The sequence below is a fragment of the Pyrinomonadaceae bacterium genome, assembly GCA_036277115.1.
Taxonomy (GTDB): Bacteria; Acidobacteriota; Blastocatellia; order Pyrinomonadales; family Pyrinomonadaceae; genus UBA11740.
Genome location: DASUNM010000023.1, coordinates 1,287,855 through 1,309,144, shown reverse-complemented (window position 1 = coordinate 1,309,144; position 21,290 = coordinate 1,287,855). Strand labels below are relative to the sequence as shown.

The window sequence follows — 21,290 nt, the reverse complement described above, 5'->3', positions numbered from 1 at the left end:
CGGTAAGGCTCTGCCTTACCGTGACGCTAGCTTTAACCATTTCGCCGAGGCTGAGCCTCGGCGAAGAAGAAGAATGGCAGATTCCGGAAAGGCTTAGCCTTTCCGCACTGCAGCGCGGCAAAGCCGCTTTGAATATGGATTACGCGTGGTACGACCTGGCAGGAAACATCGGCGTCGCGCTGATGGTCGTGGGCTACCTGTTGCTGCAAGCCGAAAAAATTCGCAGCAGCGATCTCAGCTATTCGCTGATGAACGGCGTGGGAGCTTTGCTGGTTCTGATTTCGCTGCTTTACCGCTTTAACCTCTCAGCGTTTCTGGTCGAGGCGTTTTGGCTGCTCATCAGTATCTACGGCCTGATCAAATTTGCCGCGCGACCGCGCGCGAAGGAGAGCCGCTGACGGATGCCTCGCGATTTTTTAAAAACCGGCGACTGGCCGGCCGGGGAACTTGAAGCGCTGATCGAATCGGCGGTTCGATTTAAGACGGGCGAGGACCGTAACCAGGCCCTGGCCGGTCGCTCGGTGGCGCTCGTCTTTTTCAATCCCAGTCTGCGGACGCGAGCGTCGATGCAAGTTGGGATTTACGAACTCGGCGGGAACGCCGTGGTGCTTGAGCCGGGCGGCACCAGTTGGACGCTGGAACATCGCGAAGGCGTGGTGATGGATTCGGACAAGACTGAGCACGTGGCGGAGTTTGTGCGCGTGCTCGGGCGCTACTGCGTCGCCATCGGCGTGCGGACTTTCGCCGCGCTTAAGAATTGGGACGAAGAGAGGACTGATCCGGTTCTGAATGCGTTCGCAAAGTATTCTGACGTGCCGATTATCAATCTCGAATCCGCGATGCATCATCCGTGTCAGGCTTTGGCCGACATGATGACGATTCGCGAGAAGCTCGGCTCCGATCGCAAGAAGGTTTTGCTAACGTGGGCCTGGCATCCGAAGCCTCTGCCGATGGCGGTGCCGAACAGTTTTGCTTTGGCAGCCGCGCAAATGGGACACGATCTGACGATCGCGCACCCATCAGGCTACGACCTTGATGATGAACTGATGGAGAAAATCAGACAGCAGGCGGCATCAGCAGGCGGCACGGTCACACTTTCAAACGACATCGACGCGTCATTCGAAGATGTCGAAGTTGTTTATGCAAAGAGTTGGGGCAGCAAAAAGTTCTACGGCGCGCCTGAACAAGACGTCGCCGAGCGCGAGCAGTATCGCGGCCTTTGGATTGTTGATGAAGCGAAGATGGCACGCACAAACGACGCCATCTTCATGCATTGTTTGCCGGTACGGCGGAATGTGATTGTGACGGATGGCGTGATTGATTCGCCGGCGTCCGTGGTAATTGACGAAGCCGAGAACCGTTTGCACGTGCAGAAAGCAATATTGAAAAGATTGATTGAGCCGTAATGAGGTCAGTACCATCTGCGTAACCACATGGGATAAAGGCTCAATGACCCACCCGCTCACGCGGGTGGTACTGACTTCATTACTATAAGTCACTGAACAAATGAACCAATTCGTTGACAGCCAATTAAGACTCGATCTGTTGCGCGAAGCACTGCCGTACATTCAGCGCTTCAAAGGCAAGACGTTTGTCGTGAAGTTCTCAGGCAAAGTCACCGAAGATCGCGAGCAGCTACTCTCATTGGCGGAAGAGCTCGCACTGCTCCATCAGGTCGGAATTCGCATCTGCGTTGTTCATGGAGGCGGGAAGCAACTTAGCCAGCTGGCGGAGAAGATGGGAGTCGCGCAGACGATAATCGAAGGCCGTCGCGTTACCGACGACGAGACGCTGGAGATGGCAAAGATGGTCTTCGCCGGCACAATTAATACGAATATTCTGGCGGCGTTACGGCATCGTGGCACACACGCGGTCGGGCTTTCCGGTGTAGACGGAAACATCGTTCATGCCGAACGACGCCCACCAAAAGAAATTGTCGATCGCGCGACAGGTGAAAGCGCCCACGTTGATTTCGGCCACGTCGGTGACATTCTCGAAATCGATTCAAAGCTCCTGAAGGTGCTCCTCGACCACGACTACCTGCCGGTGATTTCTTCGCTCGGCGCAGACGCTGAAGGCAAGGTTTTCAACATCAATGCCGACACGATTGCTTCCGAGATCGCCATTCAACTTGATGCCGAGAAGCTGGTTCTGCTCTCAGACGTCGATGGAATCTATCTCCCGGCGGGCGAGGCCAAAACCAAGCTGTCGCGGATGACCGCCGATGAAGCAGAAGAACTCATCAGGAACGGCGCGGCGACGGGCGGAATGGTCCCTAAGCTCCAGAACATTATCGACGTCCTGCGCCGGGGCGTCCGCAGCGCTCACATTATCAACGGCAACTATCGTAATGCGTTGTTGGCCGAAGTTTTCACCAATGAAGGCACCGGCACGATGATCGTCGCTTAGGCCGCCGCATTTCTATTCCATTTGCGGTAGCGCCTGAAACGATATCGTAAGTCCTCCCGCTCGCACGTCGTTCACTCGCCTGAACATCACAGTTTTTCCTTAAATTTCAGCCGTTTGCGTCTTCGGACGTCGCCAGCCGGTCATGGCACAACCATTGCCATTCGCTTCAGCCGGAGGGCGTTTCATGAAGAAGTTATTCGCATTCATTATCACTACAGCGATTCTGGCGACCATGGCAGCGCCGACATTCGCGCAACGCAGACGGCGGGTTGAGAGCCAGAGCTGCGATTCACGAACCTACAGCTCGCGGACATACCGCAGCAATCGCGCTTATTACGACAATAGCGGCTACTACGACAACCGCAGTTACTACGATTACAACAACCGGAACCGAAGTGTCTGGAGCAGACACCGCGACAAGCTGACCGTGGCCGCGGGGACGGGCGCCGGCGTCGCAATTGGCGCAATGACCGGCGGCAAAAAGGGTGCTCTCATCGGAGCGCTTCTGGGGGCGGGCGGTTCGGCTCTGTACACGTACAAGATTCGTAATCGCGGTTATCGCCGCTAACGGCTTGAAGATTGAGTTCGGTTGTCGCGAGACAACCGTGGGTTGAGGCCGGATTGTGAAGGGGAGAGCGCAATCCGGCCTCGCTTAACCAGGAAGAGTCAGGCTGGTTGAAAACAAATTGAATTCGGTTGTCGCAAGATGACCGTGGGTTGAGGCCGGGTTGTGAAGGGGAGAGCGCAATCCGGCCTCGATTTTTTTTGGATACGCAATGCGTCACGCGTGCTGCAAGCTGGAAGCGTGCGTATCGCTTTAGGGTCAGGGATAGATTAAGTTGCGGAGTTTCTCGGCCCAGTCCTCATCCAGACCTTGCAGAACGTTATATTGCTCGATGGCCGCATCGCGCGCGCCGCTCGCCAACAGAATCTTGCCTAAATTGTAATAAGCCTTGCCAAAGTCAGGCTTGAGACGAATTGCCTGGCGAAAGGTTTCGGTGGCTTCTTCGTTCTTCGCGGCGGCGGCGTAGGCTTCCCCCAGGCTGTTCTGCGCATTCGCATCACCCGGCTTCAGCATAGAGAGTTGTTTGAACGCTTCGATGGCCTCGGTGTACTTCTTCATCTGCAAGTACCGTTGGGCGAGGCGATCGTACGCGCTCGCGTAATCCGGCCGCAGACGAATGGCGTTTTTGTAAGCGCCCACTTCATCATCGAACTGTCCTGCATCGCGATACGTGAGTCCCAGCGCATAGTACGCATCCGCAGCATTGTACGGATCGAGCTTTATCGCCTGACGATACGCTGATTCCGCTTCACGATATTGCTTCAGGTAAAAATTAGCGAGACCGATGTTGAAATAAGACTCAGCCGTCGGTCGAATGCTGACGGCTTTTTTCGACGCTTCGATGGCCTCAGCGTGACGAAGTAACTTCTCGTGACAGAAGCCGGTTTGCGCCCAGGCTTCCGCGTAGCCACTGTCGGCCTCAGTCGCTTTCTGAAAATAGGGCAGCGCGCCCTGGCAATCGTCTCTAGATAGAAACGTCAGACCGTTGCGGAAGAACTCAACGGCGCGCGCGCGTTTGTTGCGACTGGTCGCGGCCACCAATTCACCGAGCGACACACTCTGGTTAGGTTGCGAGCTGGCTGAGCGATCCAGCTGTGCTATGCGATCCGAAGGAATGGCGAAGTTGACGCTTTGGCCGCCAGTGACTTGCAGAGTCGCGACGCCAATCACCTGTCCATGCATGTTGACGACCGGACTGCCGCTTGAGCCCGGAGAAATCGGCGCCGTGATTTGAATGATGCGGCCAAAGCCGGGGATGTCGCGCACCGCGGAAACGATCCCGTTTGTCACACTGCCTTCCAGGCCAAAAGGATTGCCGATGACAACGATGCTTTCACCTTCCTGAGGCGAAGTCCGATCGAGCGGCAACGGCCGCACGAGTTGTCGCGGCGCATCGACTCTCAACAGCGCGACGTCTCCTTCAGCATCGACGGCGAGGACACTGCGGACGGGAAAATTGCTACCGGAGGTTAAATGAACTTCGGCCCGGTGAGCGCCGTCGATCAGGTGCCGATTGGTAACGACGCGATCATAGTCGATGAAGAATCCGCTGCCGCGAGAAAGTTTTTCGCCGCGCGCGTCGAATGTCTCAATGGCTACCGCGGAGGGCTTGATGCGGCGCACCAATTCGGGCAGTTGGTCCTGCGCGCGTATTTCACTTGCCGAACACAAGCCGGCGATAACGACGAAAATGGCGATAAGGGAAAAACGCACGCGGGTTACTGCTTTCATTCGCGCTTAGTATATCGCGCACTCAGAGGTTTTGCGCGGCGGGAGCGCCAAAGTTGCGGTTGGCTTCATCGTAGATTGCTTTTGTGGTCTGGTGCGAACCGAAAATCATTACGCCGGTTTCTGAGCTGAAGTAGTGCTGTTGATCGGCGGTGTCAAAGCGAAACCACGAGATCATACCGTTCGGCCAGGGACACTTTCCCAGCCAGTTAATGCGCGAATTTCCGGGCGCAAATTGCAGGGTTAAGGGAGCGCCCGCAAAGGTCTCGCCGAGGAACAGCACACTGCCCGGCACCACGATGACGATGCCCGCCCCGTCCCATGGGAAAAATTTCAAGAGGGAATCGAACTTCTGTTGTGATGCGTAACGCGCGGGAAACCAGCGTTTATTACCGATGACATCGGCTCGGCCGGCAAGGATTCGTTGAACGATCTTTTTGCGCTTGCTGTTTTGGTAGAAGATGTAGATCCACATCGCGATCACCGGGGTCACCACGACAAGTATCAGGCCGATGATTATGATGAGAGCGACGATTGCTTCAATTGCGTCGTCGTTCATGGGTGTTAGCGTCCCGTAGGGACGAAATATTTATATAAGGGCCGCTATTTAAATCAAAACTAAGATGACGCGAAGCGAAACTCGCTTCGCGTCATCTCATAACCTTGTGGGTGGTGCGGTTCTATAAACATTACGCTCCTACGGAGCGTTCCCTCACGCCACACTATGACACTGACAACGCGAGCTTTTGGACTCGTGACACGATCTCATCCAGCTTCACGTCTTCACTCTGCTTCGCGCGACGGTCAAACAACTCCACCGCTCCGTCAGCGATCTTCTTGCCAATCGTGATGCGATAGGGAATGCCGATTAGGTCGGCGTCTTTGAATTTCACGCCCGCGCGCTCGTCGCGATCGTCTAGCAGAACCTGCAAGCCGGCCTCGAACAACTCTTGATAAAGCTTGTCGCCCGCGGCGCGCAGTTTCTCGTCTTTCATGTTCGTCACGGTGACGATCGCGTCGAACGGAGTAAGTGACTTCGGCCAGATGATCCCGTCCGCGTCATGGTTTTGTTCGATGGCTGCGGTGATGATGCGCTCGACACCGATGCCGTAACTGCCCATAACGATGGGAACTTCCTTACCATCAGCCGTCAGCACGGTCGCGCCCATCGATTCGGAATACTTTGTTCCAAGCTTGAAGATGTGGCCGATTTCCATGGCCTTGAAGACTTCGAGCGTGCCGGTTTCGCAGCGAGGACAAGGCTCACCGGAATTTACGGCGCGCAAGTCGGCCCACTTGTCGACTTCGATGTCGCGCTCAATATCCACGCCGCGCAGGTGATGCTCGTCTTTGTTGGCGCCGGTCGTCATGTTGCGCCGGCCCTTGATTCCGTTGTCGGCGATGATTATCAGTGTCTTGTTTCCACCGCGCGCAAACTGTTTGGCGCGAACTCCGCCCAGGCTTCCGGCATTCGCGCCAAGCAGTTCACGAATCTCTTCCGGATGCGCCGGTCGCGCAGCCGTCGATCCAAGCGCATCGTTCAACTTCACTTCGTGTAGTTGATGATCGCCACGCACCAGCGCAAGCACCGGCGTCAGTTCGTCATTCAGAGTCGCGAAGTACACCAGCGTCTTGATCTGCCGCTCCGCCGCCGCGCCACCGGGAAATGTTGTCAAGTCTTCGATCGTGCGCACGCCCGGCGTCGGAAATTCTTCGGGAGCAGCCGGCCCTGGTTCGTCTGCGACAGTTGCCAAACGCGATGTCGCTTTCTCGAGATTCGCCGCGTAATCACAATTCGAGCAGCTGGCAATCAAATCCTCACCGGCGTCTGTGCGCGCGACGAACTCGTTCGATTCGCTGCCGCCCATTGAACCTGATGACGCTTCGACGATTGAAAACTGAATTCCAGAGCGCGTGAAAACTCTTTTGTAGGCCTCGCGCTGGTCTGTGAATGACTTGTCGAGCCCTTCCCAATCAACATCGAACGTGTACGCATCTTTCATGATGAAGCTGCGCAGGCGCATCAGACCTGACTTTGGCCGCGCTTCGTCGCGAAACTTGATTTGAATCTGATACCAAACTTGCGGCAGTTGCTTGTACGAACGGATTTCGTGGCGCGCGATCGAGGTGAACACTTCTTCATGCGTCATGCCGAGGCACATGTCCGCATGCTTGCGATCCTTCAGCCGAAACATCTCGTCACCAATCGCGTTCCAACGGCCCGATTCCTGCCAAAGTTCCGCCGGATGCAGCGCCGGCAGATAGAACTCCTGCCCGCCAACGCGATTCATCTCTTCGCGCAGAATCTCCATCACTTTCAGAACGACGCGTTGCCCGAGCGGCAGATACGAATAGATTCCGGCGGATAATTGCCGAATGATACCGGCGCGCAAGAGAAGCTTGTGCGAGACGACCTCGGCGTCAGCCGGATCTTCACGCAGAGTAGGAATGAAATATTGTGACCAACGCATAGATGAAGCATTCTCGCTTAGCGAAACATTCAACGCAACTTGGACGACGTTCAGAGTACCGACTTTAGTCGGGCTTTTTTGTCGCGCCAATTAGGCCGACTGAAGTCGGTACTCTAACGCCTGATTGCGACCGCGAAACCGCTGATGTACCATCGCATCAACTTCAACAACTGAGATAAACACAATGAAGATCGCGATTGCAGCTGATCACGCGGGTTATCAGGAGAAGGAGCAGCTTAAGCCGCTGCTGACTGAACTGGGAATCCAATTTGAGGATCTTGGCACCGTTTCGCCTGAGTCCGTCGATTATCCCGACTACGCCCGCAAAGTCGCAGAAAAGGTCGCCCGCGGTGAGGCCGATCAAGGCCTGCTGGTTTGTGGTTCCGGGACCGGGATGGCCATTGCGGCGAACAAAGTCCCGGGCGTGCGCGCGGCCGTCGCCTGGAATGAAGAAGTAGCTCGCCTCGCGCGGGAACACAACGATGCCAACGTGTTGTCGCTGGCCGCTCGCTGCACGCCTTTCAACGAAATCGACAAGATCGTTCGCGCGTGGTTTGCCGCGAAGTTCGACGGCGGCCGGCACTCACTAAGGGTGGACAAGATCCGCGAGATCGAAAAGGGACTGGGTCATTGAATCATTGATTCACTGATTCATTGGTCATTGGTTTGGCAATGATTCAATGGATCAATGACTCAATGAGTCAATTCAATAACACCAATCTTCTTAATCTACCGCTGGCCGAAACCGATCCGTTGATCGCTAACGCAATCGACAATGAAGTCGCGCGTCAGGCAGATGGCTTGGAACTAATCGCCAGCGAAAACTTTGTCAGTGAAGCAGTGCTTGAAGCGGCCGGCTCTGTCTTCACGAATAAGTACGCCGAAGGCTATCCGGGCAAGCGTTACTACGGAGGCTGTGAGTACACCGACGTTGTCGAGCAAGCGGCGATCGATCGCGCCAAGGAATTGTTCGGCGCCGACCACGCGAATGTGCAACCGCACAGCGGCGCGCAGGCAAACATGTCTGTCTATCTCGCGGCGATCCAGTACGGTGATCAAATTTTGGGAATGAATCTGTCGCATGGAGGACACCTCACCCACGGACATCCTTTGAATTTCTCCGGCTTGAGTTACAAGGTCGCCGACTATGGCGTTTCGCGCGAGACCGAGACTATTGACTACGACGAATTGCAGCGACTTGCCGAAGAACACAAGCCAAAGTTGCTTGTCTGTGGTGCTTCGGCGTATCCGCGTATTATCGATTTCAAACGCATTGGCGAGATCGCTAAGAGCGTCGGCGCGCGGATGTTCGCGGATATTGCGCACATCGCCGGCCCGGTCGTCGCCGGTCTGCATCCATCACCCGTCCCCCACGCCGATTATGTGACCACCACGACGCACAAAACTCTGCGCGGGCCGCGCGGCGGATTGATTCTCTGCAAAGCCGAACACGCGAAAGAGATCGATCGCCGTTTGTTTCCCGGAGTGCAGGGCGGACCGTTAGTGCACATCATCGCGGCGAAGGCCGTCGCCTTCGGTGAAGCTCTGCGCGACGACTTCAAAGAATATCAGCGGCAAATTCTCGCGAACGCGAAAGTGCTGGCGGCGGAATTGCAGGAGCAGGGACTGCGCATCGTCTCAGGTGGCACGGACAATCACCTGATGCTTGTCGATGTGTGGATGGACGGGAAGGGAATTACCGGTAAGGTCGCTGAGAAAGCTCTTGAAGACGCGCACATCACCGTTAACAAGAACACCATTCCTTTCGATCAGAACAAGCCTTTCGTGGCGTCGGGACTGCGTATCGGCACGCCGGCCGTGACCACGCGCGGGATGAAAGAACCGGAGATGCACGAGATCGGACGCATGATTGCGGCTATCGTTCGCGAACCGGAATCCGAACAGGTGCGCAATGAAGTCCGCCGCGACGTGGCGGAACTAACCGCAAAGTTTCCGCTGTATGCGAAAAGATTGAAGCCAACCGTTTCCGGAGCGTCAGCCCTCTAACAAGCTGATTATCGATATTCTGCCCGCTATAGGAGTTTTCGATGAAAAACGCCACCTTCCTTTTGGCCTTCGGGTTAGTTCTGATCGGCGCATCCAGAGTTAGCGCGCAATCGACATCGCCAACCACATCAGCCCCTCGTCTTGAGATAGCCGAGATACGATTTGAAGGCAATCGCCTGTTCGACGGATCGTTGCTGACAGCGAAAATCAAGCAATGCATCGCGGGTTTCCAAAAGGACGACCCCAATCTCTTTCGCTCAGACGTGTTTGAATATTGCCTGCGTGATGTGGCCAATTACGAAAGATCGCAGGGGTTTCTTCAGGCGAGGTTTGGCGAACCAAAAGTTCAACGAGACGCACAAGCGGTGGTTATCACTATCGAATCTCACGAGGGCATTCTTTACCGGGTTGGGAATCTGGAAATTGAGGGCGCCAATCAAGTGCCCGAAGCCGAGATTCACAAAATGCTCGGCATGAAGCGCGGCGACATTCCCAGCGGAGAGAAGATCGCCAAGACATTATTCGAAGACCTGAGGGCCATCTATGGCGACAAAGGTTTCATTCAATACACCGCCGAAATTGCTCCCACGTTTCGGACGCAGCCGGGCGACGCGGAAGGTGTCGTCGACTTCAAGATCATCGTTGACGAGGGACAACAGTTCACGCTGAGGAATATCTCTTTTAAAGGTGACAATTTGCCGGAAAGCGCAGTGCGGCATTTACTGCTGGTGCGCGAAGGCGATGTCTATAGCCAGAAATCGTTTGATGAGAGTATCCGGCGAATCAATGAGACGGGATGGTTCAATCGCGTCGACAGAGACAAAGATGTTGATTATCGAACTGATGAAAAAGAGAAGCTGGTTGATGTCGTCATCAAGCTGTCGAGACGCGATGTCACCTTGCGCGGTTATTAGTCGCCGTTAGGAGTGTTCGGTATTTCATTAGATTCCTCGGTCTCGCGCGTCTCTTCAGAGTTATACGCAAACACAACCTCATCGTTTGCCGATGGAACCGCCGAGCGTAATCGCGACAACAGCGCTTCAAGTCTGCCGGTCTCCTCGGGCGCTTCCACTGGTTCATCATCTATTTGGTTTTCGAGCTGAACAAACTGCGCCGAAGTGCGGCGGCATAAACCGCACGCAGCCAGGTGTGACAGGACGGGTTTGCATTCGGTATCCGTCAGACGGCCTTCGACGAATGCGGCAATCAAGTCTTCATCAAAGTGCGCGCCGGCCGGCAGGTTCGACAGTTCGAACACCGCCACAGACTTCAAGCGTTGCGCGACGATCTCCCGCATGCGGTCCTTTTTGTTTAATTCGGCCGTCACTCTATGAAGTTCCTTCGGCGGCTTTTACTTTGCCAAAACCCGTTTCACCCGATGTCATTGCCTTTAAGTTGAGACCATGACCCAGATCTTCGGTCGCGATTGACATGCAGATCTCGATCTCCTCGGTGCTCAATTGGTGCTTGTGAGCGAGTTCCTCCGCAAAACGATCCGCGACCTTCTCATAAGCTTTCTCTAACCAACGCATCACCGTCGATTCGTGCACGCGGCCGGAACGCGCGCGTCGCTGAAACCAGCGGCGGATCGGCGACATCGGTTCCTGTACCAGCCCCGCGATTTCGCGCAGCTTCAAACCATCTACGTGGTAATACAGCAGCAGGAGTTTCTCGTGATCGTCGAGCGTGGCCAGCGCCTGATCCAGCGCAGCCACCGTGGCCGTCCGATAACGTTCGCGTACCACACTCGCCAACATTGATTCCTCAGCCCGATGCGCATGCGACGCGCGCGAATGGCGCATCCTCGGTTCCTCGCCGATCTCTTCGAGGTTGTCCAACGAGACCTCGTCCTGCCGTCGCCGGTAAAAATCGATCACCGCATGCGAAACGACCGCGCGCAGCCATCCCTGCAAAGTTCCGCGGCCCGTGTACGTTCTGAATTTCGACTGCCTGTTTCCATCGACGATCTTCGTTCCAAATAATTCCGCATAAATGTGATCGATTACCTCGTCCGCGTTGGCGCGTGTGTTTAGTAAGTGCCGTGCCAGCCGCTCGACAAACGAACGATAGCGCCGATCGAATTCCCACCAGGCGCTCTCGTTGCCGCGGGCGCACGCCAGAGCCAGATAGAGATCCGCGTGTTGAAGCTCCTTGATGAATTGTCGAACCTTGCGCACTGAGGTGCGGCCGCCAGGACCCAGGCAGTCCGCGTATTTCTCCACCGCGCCCGCGAGAGCTGCTGAGAAGTCATCTGGTGCGACACCAAACGAGGGGTTCGCGGTAACGCACTCCTGATAAATCGCGTCGATTTGATCGCCGCAGCCGGCCAGGACTTGTGCAGCAGACGAATTGGTCACGCGGAGAAGGGGCACTCAATCAAGATGAGCGTATTATATTGGCAAAGAACTGTTGCAAAGCAAGCCCGTCGCTCTGGCGACTGCAAGCTTTGTTCAGTTGGTGGACGGAACGAACGAGGCGTTTTTGCCTAAACTGTAGTTTTATTGGTGGAGCCTCGTGCGCGGTCGCCCGTGCGTTTCGCTCGTAACGAATTAATAGAAAGGATACTCGCCTTTCGAATTGATGGGAGAAAAAGTAAGCCCAGGATCACCGACGTCTTTTGTTTCGATTCGTTTTGTTAAATGAAGTTATGTCTCTTAGCGCACAGACCCATGCTCCTTTCGGGTGATAGAAGTGCGAGCCTCGACGGATCACGATGTCCTAACGACCCAGGAGAGTTCCATGAAACTATCTTCGTTCGCATCTGTTTTGGTCTTTGCCCTGGCCTTGGTCGCTACGTCCTGCCAACAGTCTCCATCCACTCAAACATCCACACCGACCCCAGCCGCAACGCGCGCCGCCGGCATCACGGCTGCGGACATTCCGGCAGGTTATGGTTACCCGGGTGACCGTGCCCAGATCCAGGGCTGGGCCGATCAGTGGGAGATTGCGAAGATCACTCAACATACCTGGGACATGTGGGCAGGGATGACGGCCGACTCTGGCCAGACTGATCCTGACGGTTCAAAACTACCGTACTGGGAAACCTGGTGCGGCACCGCGGACGTCTTCGGCGGCACTTGCGGCAAGGGCGTCGCGCGGCCCTCGCGCCCGTTCAGAGTGCCTTCGCAATTTACCCATAGCGCACAACTGAAGGGCTCGTCGGCCCCTGCTCCCGACACACAGGTCGTATCCTTCAATAAGTTCAACCCGTCGATGGCCCAGTACCTTAACGCGCAACATGCGGGTCCGGGCACGGGAGGCCCTTACAACTACACGTCGGTGTCAAGTTTGATCGCATTGAATAATGCCTGGCCATCGGGCACCGCAACGGTGGATCGAAAGGTCGAGGAGGCCCCGTACCAGCCGTCGACTTCCAGCGCGCCCGGCTTTGCCGGCATTGAAACCAAACCCGTCATATTCCTGGTTAAGGCAACCGGGCTTACACCGATGCCGCTGTGGCAGGGTCCGGCAGGCAGCACGTTGCCGACCGCCCCGACACCTAATACCTGGACGACCTGCGTACTGTTGGACCCCGCCAACACGGGCGGACCCGATGTGGCTCCGGTACTGGCGACGCCGCAGCAAATCGCCCAGGCGGTCGCGATGCCCTACGCGTGCGACAAAACCAAATACCTCTACGCGCCGCTCTCAACGATTTACAGTTTCAAAATGAACGCTGACGAAGCCGCCTCGTGGAACGCTGTTCAAAAAGGTGTTGGCGGCAGTGGCGGCACGGCGGCGGCAGGCGACTACGGAGTGCTCGGCGGCATGCACGTGAACAGCAAGGAAATCATTAACTGGACCTGGCAGACCTTCTATTGGCAACCCGGGCCGGATACTCCGAACAAATTTCCTGGCAGCAAGGACGGCATGACCGCGAATGTTAAAGGCCCCTGGCGCAACTACGCTTCGTGTTCGGCATATAACCAGACGCAAGGTAACGCCTCAACCAAGATGGTCGTCTGTTTTAATCCATTCCTGGAAACTGCCACCAACGCCGGTATCCCTGACGGGTTGCAGAGCAACTGCGTGAGCTGCCACGGCACCGCTACGGTATCGGGTCCTCCAATCACTAATCAAAATCCACCTCCCAGTGCGAACCCGACGACGCTGCCCTACCCTCCCGATTACAAGAAGCCGATTTCGTTTGGCCAAGGAGGCAAGCCAATCGATCCAAGGTTCGCCGGGTTTACACGCACGGACTTCTCCTGGGCCATCCCACAAAACGCCCAGTAGAACCGCACACCGTTCCAGCAGACCGACATTGGGAAGTACCTTGAGGCGATCGCCACGGTACTTCCCAATCCCTATCCGTGGCTTCAGTCGAGGCCGAGTTGCCAAAAAAAGAACGCCCAGATATCGGCATAGCGCGCCACCGTTTTGCTAACTGCGGGGCTACCTCGATGTCCCGCCTGCTGTTCTCCGCGCAAGAGGATCGGTCGCCCAGACACGCTTGCGGCCAGCCATGCGGCGTGCATTTTGTAACTATGCCAGGGAGCGACGCGGTCGTCATTTTCGGGGGCCACAGTAAGTATCGCAGGGGCTTCGATCTGCTGTGGCAGCGTGTGATAGGGACTGTATTGCAACAGGAAGTTCAGATCATCCGGGTCTTCAGGAGAACCATAGTCGGCGATCCAATGTTGGCCGCCGTGCGCTTTATGAAAGCGGGCCATGTCGGTAACCGGCGCGCCGGTGACCACAGCCCTCCAGAGATCCGGCCGCTGCACCGCAACGGCGTGGACAGATAAACCTCCATTACTCCATCCGAAACAGCCCAGTCTTGAGGCTTGGGTATAACCTTCGGCAATCAACCACTCGCCGGCGGCGATGAAATCATCGAAGACGTTCTGTTTATTTTCGCGCATGCCGGCGCGATGCCACTCTTCGCCAAACTCGCCGCCTCCTCGCGCATTGACGATTGCATAAATTCCGCCGCGCTCAAGGAAGGGAATCACCTGTGGGGTAAACGCCGGCAAGAGGCTAACTCCAAAGCCGCCATATCCATGGATTACGGCAGCATTGTTGCCGTCGCGCTCGATCCCTTTTCTATGAAGCAGAAACATCGGCACCCGGGTTTTGTCGCGCGATTCAAACCAAACCTGCTCGAGTTCAAACCCGTCCGCCTCAAAAGGCACCTTGGCTTGATGATGGAACGTGTAGGTCAGAGTTTCGAGGTTGATGCGATATACAACTCTGGGCATCAGAAACGAGGAAAACGAAATTAGCAGTTCGTCCGAATCGGGCGCGGCAATTAACGCATCAATACTGCCGATGCCGGGCAGTTCGATTTCCCTGACCAGCTTTCCCCCCAGCTCATGCACGCGCAGTCGTGAGGACACGTCCTCGACCGTCTCGACAAAAAGGTAATTCCCAACCGTGGCCCAGGCCCGCAGCGGATATGACCCCTCGGGGATTACGGTGGTGCTATCGAGCTTTCCGGCGGCAATGTTCGCGAGTTTGATCGCCGTGACTTTTCCCAGCGGAGCCTCGTGATTTGTCTGAATGTAGAGACTGTCTCGATGCAACGCGACGGCGCCGATAAAGGCCTGGACACCGCGAACAATAGAAACAAATTTCGGTTGCTGATCCTCGCGATCAAGAAGGTACAGCTCAGAGCACGGTAAGAGACCTGACATGTCCTGCACCACGACCGCAAGATAGCGGCCATCGAATGAAATCACGGGGTACGGCGCCTGCTCTCGTTTAAGAGATTCACCAAACACCAAAGTGTCCCCGCGCCAATCATCACCAAGCCGATGAAAGTAGAGTTTATGGTGGAAGCGCGCGTCTTCGGCCGGTGTGGAGCCGGGGCAGCGCGTATAGTAAAAGCCGCTGTTATCAGGTAGCCACGCAACTCGGTTCCTGGTGTGCCATGCGTGCGCGACTGGATTTACGTCACCAGGAATCACGTCTGGCAGCACTTCCTTACTGGTCACGTCCATTACATGAAGCGACATGCGGGAGCTTCCGGATGTGGAAAGACGATATGCGATTAGCGAGCCGTCGGGAGATGGATGCGTGTCTGCCAGCGTAATACTACGGTCGGAAATCAGCTCATTCGGATCGAGCAGCAGTCGTGGTTCACTTTGCGGTGTGTCCCGGCAATAGAGCGCCGAAAGTTCCTGGTCCTCGAAACGCTGGCGAAAGAAGCATCGTTCTCCCGCTTTGGTGATGGAGCCCATGGCGCTGGCGCGCATCAACTCGTGCAGGCGCCGGAGGATACCTTCGCGAGCCGGCACGGAAGAAAGTTGGGCCATGGCGTATTCGTGCTGCGCCAGTAGCCACGTTCGTAAGGCGGGCGTATCTTCTTCCATCCAACGGTAAGGATCGCTCGGCGCTATAGTCTCCTCAGTTAGGTCAAACATTGAACATGTGGCTTTAGATTGAACGCGAACCAGTGCGCGTCGGGGTTGACCTGGCGGCTAATGTATTGAAATCAGAGTTCCCACAAATCAGGATCGCGGCAGGGTAAGTCTCGCGAGCAAATTCCAACGCGGTGAGTGATAGATAATGTCCTCGCTTCCGGAATGATCTTAAACCGGCTCGGACACATCAAGATGGTTTTTGCGCCGGACTCTCAGATCATCTGATCGCAAGTGACAACGTCTGCCCCCCTTGGCACGTCCAAAAGCAGCGCCTTATAACCCAGGAAACGCGGAACCTTCTCTCCTAATAGGGCCGCCTGCTCGCGATGCGCTTGCCTTTCTTCTTTACGCGTTGGATTCTCCGGCAGCAAGCCGAATCCTTTCGGTCCAAACGCCCCGCAATCTCGGTGCTGCATAACCAGAATAGCCGGGACTTCGTGCAGTTTTACGGCGAGATCGACATGATCCAAAAACGTCTGGTGCCAGTGCTCCTTACCTTGCACTACGCCACCCAACGCGGCGCCGGCGAGCACCACATGATCGTATTTTATGTCTTTCATCAGGTTGGAAATCTTTACGAAAAAGCGGAAATCCAAACAAGTAAGCAACAGCACGTCAGCCTTGTGGTCATCGTCACCGACCACATGAAGGTCTTTCAAGTAGGCGTCTAAATCAACTAAATGCTCGTGACTGTCAGACATTGAGTTACTCCTTAGATTTCTAAAAGGTGAGAAAGTGACGTCAAGGCGCTCTTATATCACCAATCGATCTGTAGCGCCATGGTAATACTCATTTCAATTAACGAGGGCAACCGCACCCCGGCAAATAATTCAGAGGGCACCGCCGCGGTTCCGAGTTTGCGTGGCGGTCAGGAGAGACCTACAATCCCGCGACAACGACGGAGAGCCTCATGACACGAAGCAGGATACGCGTCGATCATCAAGTCCCGATCACCTCGCTCGAAATGTTTTCCAGTTCGTATCTGGATATTCCCATTGATAAGACTGACCCGCGTGGTCGCGAGCCCCTAATTCATCTGGGTTCGGTTGGCGTCGCGTTTGAGAATTACTACGCAAAGACGGACGGCAAGAATCCGCCGTTCGGCCGTGCGATCGAGGGCAGCCGGCCAGACATCTGGCTGCGAAAATCGGTAGCGGAAAAACTTGCTCGCGTAAACGAGCTACTCCGGCCGTTTGAGGCAGAGTTGTTCGTGCTCGATGGGCACCGCACCGTCGCCTGCCAGCAAGGCCTGTGGAATTTCTTTTTCACCAAAGCCAAACGGCAGAATCCCGGCGGGAGCGAGCAGGAACACCGGGCCTATGCGCGGCAATTCGTCGTCGATCCCGCGTCGTTCGACGAGACCGATTCCCGTACCTGGCAGGCGCACACAAACGGGGCCGCAGTGGATCTGACGCTGCGCGATTCCGTGACGAAAGAACTGCTCGAGATGGGAGCGGACTTTGAAGAGGACACTGATAAGGACGTGAGCGCCGGTGACTATTTTGAGCGACAGTTAGCAGCCGGACTTATTGACGAAGATGATCTCAGGCTACAGAACCGGCGGCTGTTGCATTGGGCCATGACTCGCGAAGGGCTGCTTAACGAAACGGCAAAGGTCTTCTGGCACTATGACTGGGGAAACCAAAGCTATGTGAGAGCCAGTCGCGCATTTCTAAAGAATCCTCCTGAGGCTGCCTGGTACGGTTTTATCGCGCCCCCCGGTGAATGAACCGCCGCGCGACGTGGCCAAAACAAATCATCACGATTGACCGCCGAGCCAACCTGATTCTCAAAAAAACCCGAGCGGACGCGTGGCAGAACTTCGATGAAGCGCAAGTTGTCAGACGCGAGTACCGCGCCGGATCGACACCAGATCGACACTTGTGTTCCTACTGCGGCTGGGAAAAAATGCGCGGATGAAAACAAAACCAACTTCCCTCCTGGCTGCTAAAACCCTGAGTCGCAACAAAGTTCTCGTGCTCCTCTCACTTGTGTTGTGGTGTCTTATGTTGGTGATCGGGGCTGCATGCCGAAGCACCGCTCCGGAAGCTCCCCGTACTGAGCTAGCCGTGGCCCCGGGAGGTTGTGCCCCAGTTTCATTTACCATCGATCCGGCAAGTAGTCCGTGGCTGCCGCCTACTGACGTAAATATAAACGGCGGAGGCGCCGCAACGGCCACTTTACGGGATGCAGGTGTTTTCGCGTGGCAAGAGTTCATTGCGCTCAACTGGCCCGCCGTCGCCCAGACCGGAGCAACCAACACCCGCGACCAACCAGACCCGACGGTTCCCTTCGGCAATTCGACGGGCCCGCTGGTCTGGCATACCTTCCGGCACAAGGCCGAAATCTTCCCCGGCACCGGGCAGCCCCCCGGCTACCCCGGAAGTACCGCAAGCACCTATTACGGCTATGACGCCGCGCCCCAGTACATCTACGCGAATGGTGCGATCCCTTCCTTCGCTTCTTTGAACGGGCCGACGCCTACGCCGACGGGGTCGCCCTCGCCTGCGCCCTGGATCAATCTGGACGAGCAGAGCGAGATTGGCCTGGACACGATGTACGCAGGAACACTAAGCTCCGCCAACCTGCCGTTCCCCGGGCAGCAGATTCTCTTCCTCGCGAAGGCCAACCGCGCGGAATACACTTATGTCGCGGCCAACAAATGGTGGGATGGAAGTGCGCCCGGTCCTGCCACCGCCGCTTACATTGCCCAGGCTTTCGCGTCCCCGCAATCGTACGTGGAGCCGTCGCCGGGCAGCTCACAGTATGTCGCCTTCCCGAATAACACTATCGAAGTAAAGGCCGCCTGGCGGCAACTCACCGCCGCGGAGGCCAGCAGCGGTCGCTTCTACACGACAACGGTTCGCTACTACAACGCAAACAGCGCGCAGCAGGTCGGCTACATAGACGCGCAGAACAACCCAGGCCAGGGTTACCCGGTGTGGGGCTTAGTGGCGTTGCACATCATCCAGAAGACTCCGTCGGCGCCTTACTTCATCTACGCTACCTTCAGCCAGGCCGACAATATTTTGGATAGCAATGGGAATTGTATCGAGGATGTAAACGGTAAACTCGTAACTGGGCCTTGTGCGACGCCCTCGGCCGCCACGCCGGCGCCCACTGCTGCGCTCGAGCCCAACATCACCTCGACAGCAGCCACTTCAACCACGCCTGAGACCTCGCAGACTATTCAACAGCTACAGCCTGCGACCTCTTCTTTAACTGTACAGACAGCGGGACAGCGACTCTTCTATAACAACTCGGCCCCGGCGCCGATGCCCACGCCGACAGCGACGCCGAACACTACGCAAGGGATCGTCGCGGTGAACCAACGCAAGCACAACATCCCTCAATGCATCATCGACGTGAACACGGCTGTGCATGCAGCGATCAAGACCTACGGACAGCAGAACAACAACGGCAACCCGGTCTGGCAGTACTACAAGCTCATCAATGTGCAGTATCAGCCTTACGACAAACCGGCGGGGACGACGTACACGGGAGCACCCAACGGACCCGACCCTTCCACCTATTATCAAGCCAATGAAGTGGTCGAGACGAACTACAACCTGCAAGTGTTCAGTGGTCAATTCCAGCACGATCCAAACAACAACGACAACATCCTTAACCTGATTACTGATTACGTTTCCGACTCCACTTCGCCGTTCTACGGCCAGCCGTTCAAGAATGTGTATTACAACTTGCCCGCTATCGTCCCTGGTTCCAGTCCTACGCCTAATCCGAACAGCGGCAAAGCAGCCAACATGGGGGGCTGCATGGGTTGCCACGGTAACGCACAAGTGGCCGGGTACGATTTCAGCTTCATCCTTAAGAACGCCCCCGTGTTCGCGCCGGAAGTAGGTACTGCCCCGACCAGCGCAGCAGTACCTTCAGCGGTAGGCTTGGCGAAATTCCGCAAAATGCTGATCAAGAACAGCGCTCGCAGCCGATAGCCTTTGACACGCCGATCGAAGGTCAACACACAGGGCGGCCCGCGCTGGCCGCCCTGTATGTCCTCGCGAATGCACCAAGCTAGCAATTTCGGACCGCAAGTTTATTCTGTGGGACCAGGTTCCAGCCCGCGAGCGGCCGGTGCTGGTCGCTCTTATGCGCCTCACAATGTATTACCCTTCAGCGAGTCCTGGTCTACGTCTTCCTCGGTGTCTCTGTGTGTCCTCTGTGCCGCTGTGGTGAAAATATCGAAACAAACACTCACCACAAAGGCACAGAGTTTTTCTTCCGGCGCCTGCGCCTGCCGGCAAAACACCAACTCGGACATTTACACCGCGAAGGCAGTTTCGAAACACGCGCAGAATGTTGCTGCCGTGATCCTTTCTGATCCAACATACAAGTGAATCGCGCCCGCCGGAATCGCTAAAAAATGAGTGACTCAGAAACCACGTTCTTATATCGCATTAGCGAGTTGCCGCTTGACGCGGACGCGGAGATTTTTCGCCAGTATCCCGCCTTCAAGCTCGGCGTCACCAGCAGTGTTCGCTATTACGCCCAGTTGATGCTTCCGCTGATGAAACGGGTAATTGCGAATGAGTCGGAACACACCAATTGGATATTGACGGGACCGGCGATCGCTGCCGAGACACAGGCGGCCGCCAACTTGTTGTGTCGGGAGTTATTTGATTTGTACCTGCGCGAACGGGACAAGAACAATGCAAAAGAACTTTCCTTGATCGATATCCAGTACGACAACGAGGCAACGGCCTCTATCGACTATGCAAAAATGGACTTTGCAGACCGCCTGACACTACGCGAACGCTTAAGTCAGCGGCTGGTTCGCAACCCTGATTTTCACGGCCGCCCGGTTCTGTTCATCAACGACGTCTGCGTCACTGGCGCACAACAACAGGCAATGCAGCAGTATTTTGAGCGTGACGGAGTAGCCTGCGTCAGGTGGCTCTACCTGATCGTCATCGATCCGGAAATCGGCAGGACGAATCCGAAAATAGAATGGCAAATTAATTCCAGCCCGTTCGAGGATCTTTTGCGAATGGTGTCCCGCGAACAAATTCAATTCACCGGCAAATGCTTAACCAGGCTGATGCACTTGAGCCTCGCGGAACTCGACCAGATCCTGCGGGCGCTTAATGCGGAGCGCCGAGCACGCTTGCTGAAACTAGTTGAATTGAATCGTTTCCAAAATTTGGATGACTTCCGGGAGCGGGCGGAACTGGTCAGGTCGTACGCCACACAAGGAACCGTTGAATCGAAAAGCGCCGATGGCCTTCACGTCGGAACTTAGTGTTGGATAGTGTCCCACTTTTAGGATCACTGTGGGCCTCTGTGGAACTCCGTGTCTCTGTGGTGAACTTATCTTTAAGAAAACAGCCACCACAGAGACACCGAAACCCACCGAGCACGCACAAAGAAGATGACCGGCAGCAGACCCAATCCAAATCCTCAATACTATTTGCGTCCGCGCGCCGCCGGTCGAGCTGCGCTGCGGAAACTTAGTCTGACCTACCCGGATCCGGTGAAATGGATTCATCAGGAACAAACGCACAATGATCGGGCGATAAGTGAACGCGATTACTCGATCGAACCTACTTCAGTCCCGCCCGAGTTCTGGCCGGAACGGCAACCGGTGTTTTGGCTACCGGAATTCGAAGCCCCGCGGGATCAGTTCCGCTTGTTTCAAAGTCGATCGCAGCCTTTACCCTGGTATCTTTCGGGATCCAGTTCCGATGTTTACTCCCATCTTGTACATCCATTGAGCGTGCAGTATTTCCT

18 protein-coding genes are annotated in these 21,290 nt (G+C 55.9%); 11 read left to right on the top strand and 7 right to left on the bottom strand.

Features of this window, described 5'->3' with window-relative positions; all coding sequences use genetic code 11:
* Nucleotides 1-20: 20 nt before the first annotated feature.
* The 4 genes from VFX97_12365 to VFX97_12350 all read left to right on the top strand — a co-directional run bounded on the left by VFX97_12365 (nucleotide 21) and on the right by VFX97_12350 (nucleotide 2,977).
* Nucleotides 21-398: a hypothetical protein gene (locus VFX97_12365; protein ID HEX5703989.1), complete on the top strand. Its 378-nt coding sequence runs from the start codon at nucleotides 21-23 to the stop codon at nucleotides 396-398.
* Between the two features lie 3 nt (nucleotides 399-401).
* Nucleotides 402-1,406, top strand: a complete 1,005-nt coding sequence (locus VFX97_12360) for an N-acetylornithine carbamoyltransferase (protein ID HEX5703988.1) — start codon at nucleotides 402-404, stop codon at nucleotides 1,404-1,406.
* A 100-nt stretch (nucleotides 1,407-1,506) separates the two neighbouring features.
* Nucleotides 1,507-2,409, top strand: a complete 903-nt coding sequence (gene argB, locus VFX97_12355) for an acetylglutamate kinase (GenBank protein HEX5703987.1) — start codon at nucleotides 1,507-1,509, stop codon at nucleotides 2,407-2,409.
* Between the two features lie 184 nt (nucleotides 2,410-2,593).
* Nucleotides 2,594-2,977 carry a hypothetical protein gene (locus tag VFX97_12350; GenBank protein ID HEX5703986.1) on the top strand — a complete coding sequence of 128 codons (384 nt, stop codon included), beginning with the start codon at nucleotides 2,594-2,596 and terminating at the stop codon, nucleotides 2,975-2,977.
* 255 nt (nucleotides 2,978-3,232) lie between these two features.
* On the opposite strand, the gene VFX97_12345 is transcribed toward VFX97_12350, so the two are convergent.
* The 3 genes from VFX97_12345 to VFX97_12335 form a co-directional block, all read right to left on the bottom strand.
* Entirely contained in the window at nucleotides 3,233-4,705 is a 1,473-nt protein-coding gene (locus tag VFX97_12345) for a trypsin-like peptidase domain-containing protein (GenBank protein ID HEX5703985.1), read from the bottom strand.
* Nucleotides 4,706-4,727: 22 nt separating this feature from the next.
* A complete protein-coding gene (locus VFX97_12340; protein ID HEX5703984.1) occupies nucleotides 4,728-5,261 on the bottom strand; it encodes a hypothetical protein in 534 nt (177 codons plus the stop codon).
* 163 nt (nucleotides 5,262-5,424) lie between these two features.
* Entirely contained in the window at nucleotides 5,425-7,173 is a 1,749-nt protein-coding gene (locus VFX97_12335) for a proline--tRNA ligase (GenBank protein HEX5703983.1), read from the bottom strand.
* Nucleotides 7,174-7,357: 184 nt separating this feature from the next.
* On the opposite strand from VFX97_12335, the gene rpiB reads away from it, so the two are divergent.
* The 3 genes from rpiB to VFX97_12320 all read left to right on the top strand — a co-directional run bounded on the left by rpiB (nucleotide 7,358) and on the right by VFX97_12320 (nucleotide 10,094).
* A complete protein-coding gene (gene rpiB / locus VFX97_12330) occupies nucleotides 7,358-7,807 on the top strand; it encodes a ribose 5-phosphate isomerase B (protein ID HEX5703982.1) in 450 nt (149 codons plus the stop codon).
* Between the two features lie 62 nt (nucleotides 7,808-7,869).
* A complete protein-coding gene (glyA, locus tag VFX97_12325) occupies nucleotides 7,870-9,180 on the top strand; it encodes a serine hydroxymethyltransferase (protein HEX5703981.1) in 1,311 nt (436 codons plus the stop codon).
* Between the two features lie 41 nt (nucleotides 9,181-9,221).
* Complete coding sequence (locus VFX97_12320) at nucleotides 9,222-10,094, top strand: POTRA domain-containing protein (protein ID HEX5703980.1); 873 nt, start codon at nucleotides 9,222-9,224, stop codon at nucleotides 10,092-10,094.
* Here VFX97_12320 and VFX97_12315 read toward each other — a convergent pair.
* Both VFX97_12315 and VFX97_12310 read right to left on the bottom strand, forming a co-directional pair.
* Nucleotides 10,091-10,507 (bottom strand): zf-HC2 domain-containing protein, encoded by a 417-nt coding sequence (locus VFX97_12315; GenBank protein HEX5703979.1) that lies wholly within the window; start codon nucleotides 10,505-10,507, stop codon nucleotides 10,091-10,093. The two genes, VFX97_12320 and VFX97_12315, sit on opposite strands and share 4 nt — an antisense overlap.
* Nucleotide 10,508: 1 nt before the next feature.
* A complete protein-coding gene (locus VFX97_12310) occupies nucleotides 10,509-11,537 on the bottom strand; it encodes a sigma-70 family RNA polymerase sigma factor (GenBank protein HEX5703978.1) in 1,029 nt (342 codons plus the stop codon).
* A gap of 382 nt (nucleotides 11,538-11,919) precedes the next feature.
* Here VFX97_12310 and VFX97_12305 point away from each other — a divergent pair, with 382 nt between their 5' ends.
* On the top strand, nucleotides 11,920-13,416 hold the full coding sequence (locus tag VFX97_12305) for a hypothetical protein (protein HEX5703977.1): 1,497 nt from the start codon (nucleotides 11,920-11,922) through the stop codon (nucleotides 13,414-13,416).
* A gap of 83 nt (nucleotides 13,417-13,499) precedes the next feature.
* Here the strand turns inward: VFX97_12305 and VFX97_12300 are convergent, their stop codons facing one another.
* Both VFX97_12300 and VFX97_12295 read right to left on the bottom strand, forming a co-directional pair.
* The gene (locus VFX97_12300; GenBank protein ID HEX5703976.1) at nucleotides 13,500-15,545 is read right to left on the bottom strand and encodes a prolyl oligopeptidase family serine peptidase; all 2,046 of its coding nucleotides are present in this window, start codon (nucleotides 15,543-15,545) and stop codon (nucleotides 13,500-13,502) included.
* Between the two features lie 212 nt (nucleotides 15,546-15,757).
* Nucleotides 15,758-16,246 carry a hypothetical protein gene (locus tag VFX97_12295; protein HEX5703975.1) on the bottom strand — a complete coding sequence of 163 codons (489 nt, stop codon included), beginning with the start codon at nucleotides 16,244-16,246 and terminating at the stop codon, nucleotides 15,758-15,760.
* A 209-nt stretch (nucleotides 16,247-16,455) separates the two neighbouring features.
* On the opposite strand from VFX97_12295, the gene VFX97_12290 reads away from it, so the two are divergent.
* The 3 genes from VFX97_12290 (at nucleotide 16,456) to VFX97_12280 (ending at nucleotide 20,802) form a co-directional block, all read left to right on the top strand.
* On the top strand, nucleotides 16,456-17,274 hold the full coding sequence (locus VFX97_12290; GenBank protein ID HEX5703974.1) for a M15 family metallopeptidase: 819 nt from the start codon (nucleotides 16,456-16,458) through the stop codon (nucleotides 17,272-17,274).
* A 187-nt stretch (nucleotides 17,275-17,461) separates the two neighbouring features.
* Entirely contained in the window at nucleotides 17,462-19,498 is a 2,037-nt protein-coding gene (locus VFX97_12285) for a hypothetical protein (protein HEX5703973.1), read from the top strand.
* 428 nt (nucleotides 19,499-19,926) lie between these two features.
* Nucleotides 19,927-20,802, top strand: a complete 876-nt coding sequence (locus tag VFX97_12280; GenBank protein ID HEX5703972.1) for a phosphoribosyltransferase family protein — start codon at nucleotides 19,927-19,929, stop codon at nucleotides 20,800-20,802.
* Nucleotides 20,803-21,290 lie beyond the last annotated feature (488 nt).

What these genes read in the sequence shown, in the direction of transcription:
- VFX97_12360 (HEX5703988.1), top strand. Translation starts at nt 402, where the DNA reads ATGCCTCGCGATTTTTTAAAAACCGGCGACTGGCCGGCCGGGGAACTT.
- argB (HEX5703987.1), top strand. Translation starts at nt 1,507, where the DNA reads ATGAACCAATTCGTTGACAGCCAATTAAGACTCGATCTGTTGCGCGAA.
- VFX97_12350 (HEX5703986.1), top strand. Translation starts at nt 2,594, where the DNA reads ATGAAGAAGTTATTCGCATTCATTATCACTACAGCGATTCTGGCGACC.
- VFX97_12345 (HEX5703985.1), bottom strand. Translation starts at nt 4,705, where the DNA reads ATGAAAGCAGTAACCCGCGTGCGTTTTTCCCTTATCGCCATTTTCGTC.
- VFX97_12340 (HEX5703984.1), bottom strand. Translation starts at nt 5,261, where the DNA reads ATGAACGACGACGCAATTGAAGCAATCGTCGCTCTCATCATAATCATC.
- VFX97_12335 (HEX5703983.1), bottom strand. Translation starts at nt 7,173, where the DNA reads ATGCGTTGGTCACAATATTTCATTCCTACTCTGCGTGAAGATCCGGCT.
- rpiB (HEX5703982.1), top strand. Translation starts at nt 7,358, where the DNA reads ATGAAGATCGCGATTGCAGCTGATCACGCGGGTTATCAGGAGAAGGAG.
- glyA (HEX5703981.1), top strand. Translation starts at nt 7,870, where the DNA reads ATGAGTCAATTCAATAACACCAATCTTCTTAATCTACCGCTGGCCGAA.
- VFX97_12320 (HEX5703980.1), top strand. Translation starts at nt 9,222, where the DNA reads ATGAAAAACGCCACCTTCCTTTTGGCCTTCGGGTTAGTTCTGATCGGC.
- VFX97_12305 (HEX5703977.1), top strand. Translation starts at nt 11,920, where the DNA reads ATGAAACTATCTTCGTTCGCATCTGTTTTGGTCTTTGCCCTGGCCTTG.
- VFX97_12300 (HEX5703976.1), bottom strand. Translation starts at nt 15,545, where the DNA reads ATGTTTGACCTAACTGAGGAGACTATAGCGCCGAGCGATCCTTACCGT.
- VFX97_12295 (HEX5703975.1), bottom strand. Translation starts at nt 16,246, where the DNA reads ATGTCTGACAGTCACGAGCATTTAGTTGATTTAGACGCCTACTTGAAA.
- VFX97_12290 (HEX5703974.1), top strand. Translation starts at nt 16,456, where the DNA reads ATGACACGAAGCAGGATACGCGTCGATCATCAAGTCCCGATCACCTCG.
- VFX97_12285 (HEX5703973.1), top strand. Translation starts at nt 17,462, where the DNA reads ATGAAAACAAAACCAACTTCCCTCCTGGCTGCTAAAACCCTGAGTCGC.
- VFX97_12280 (HEX5703972.1), top strand. Translation starts at nt 19,927, where the DNA reads ATGAGTGACTCAGAAACCACGTTCTTATATCGCATTAGCGAGTTGCCG.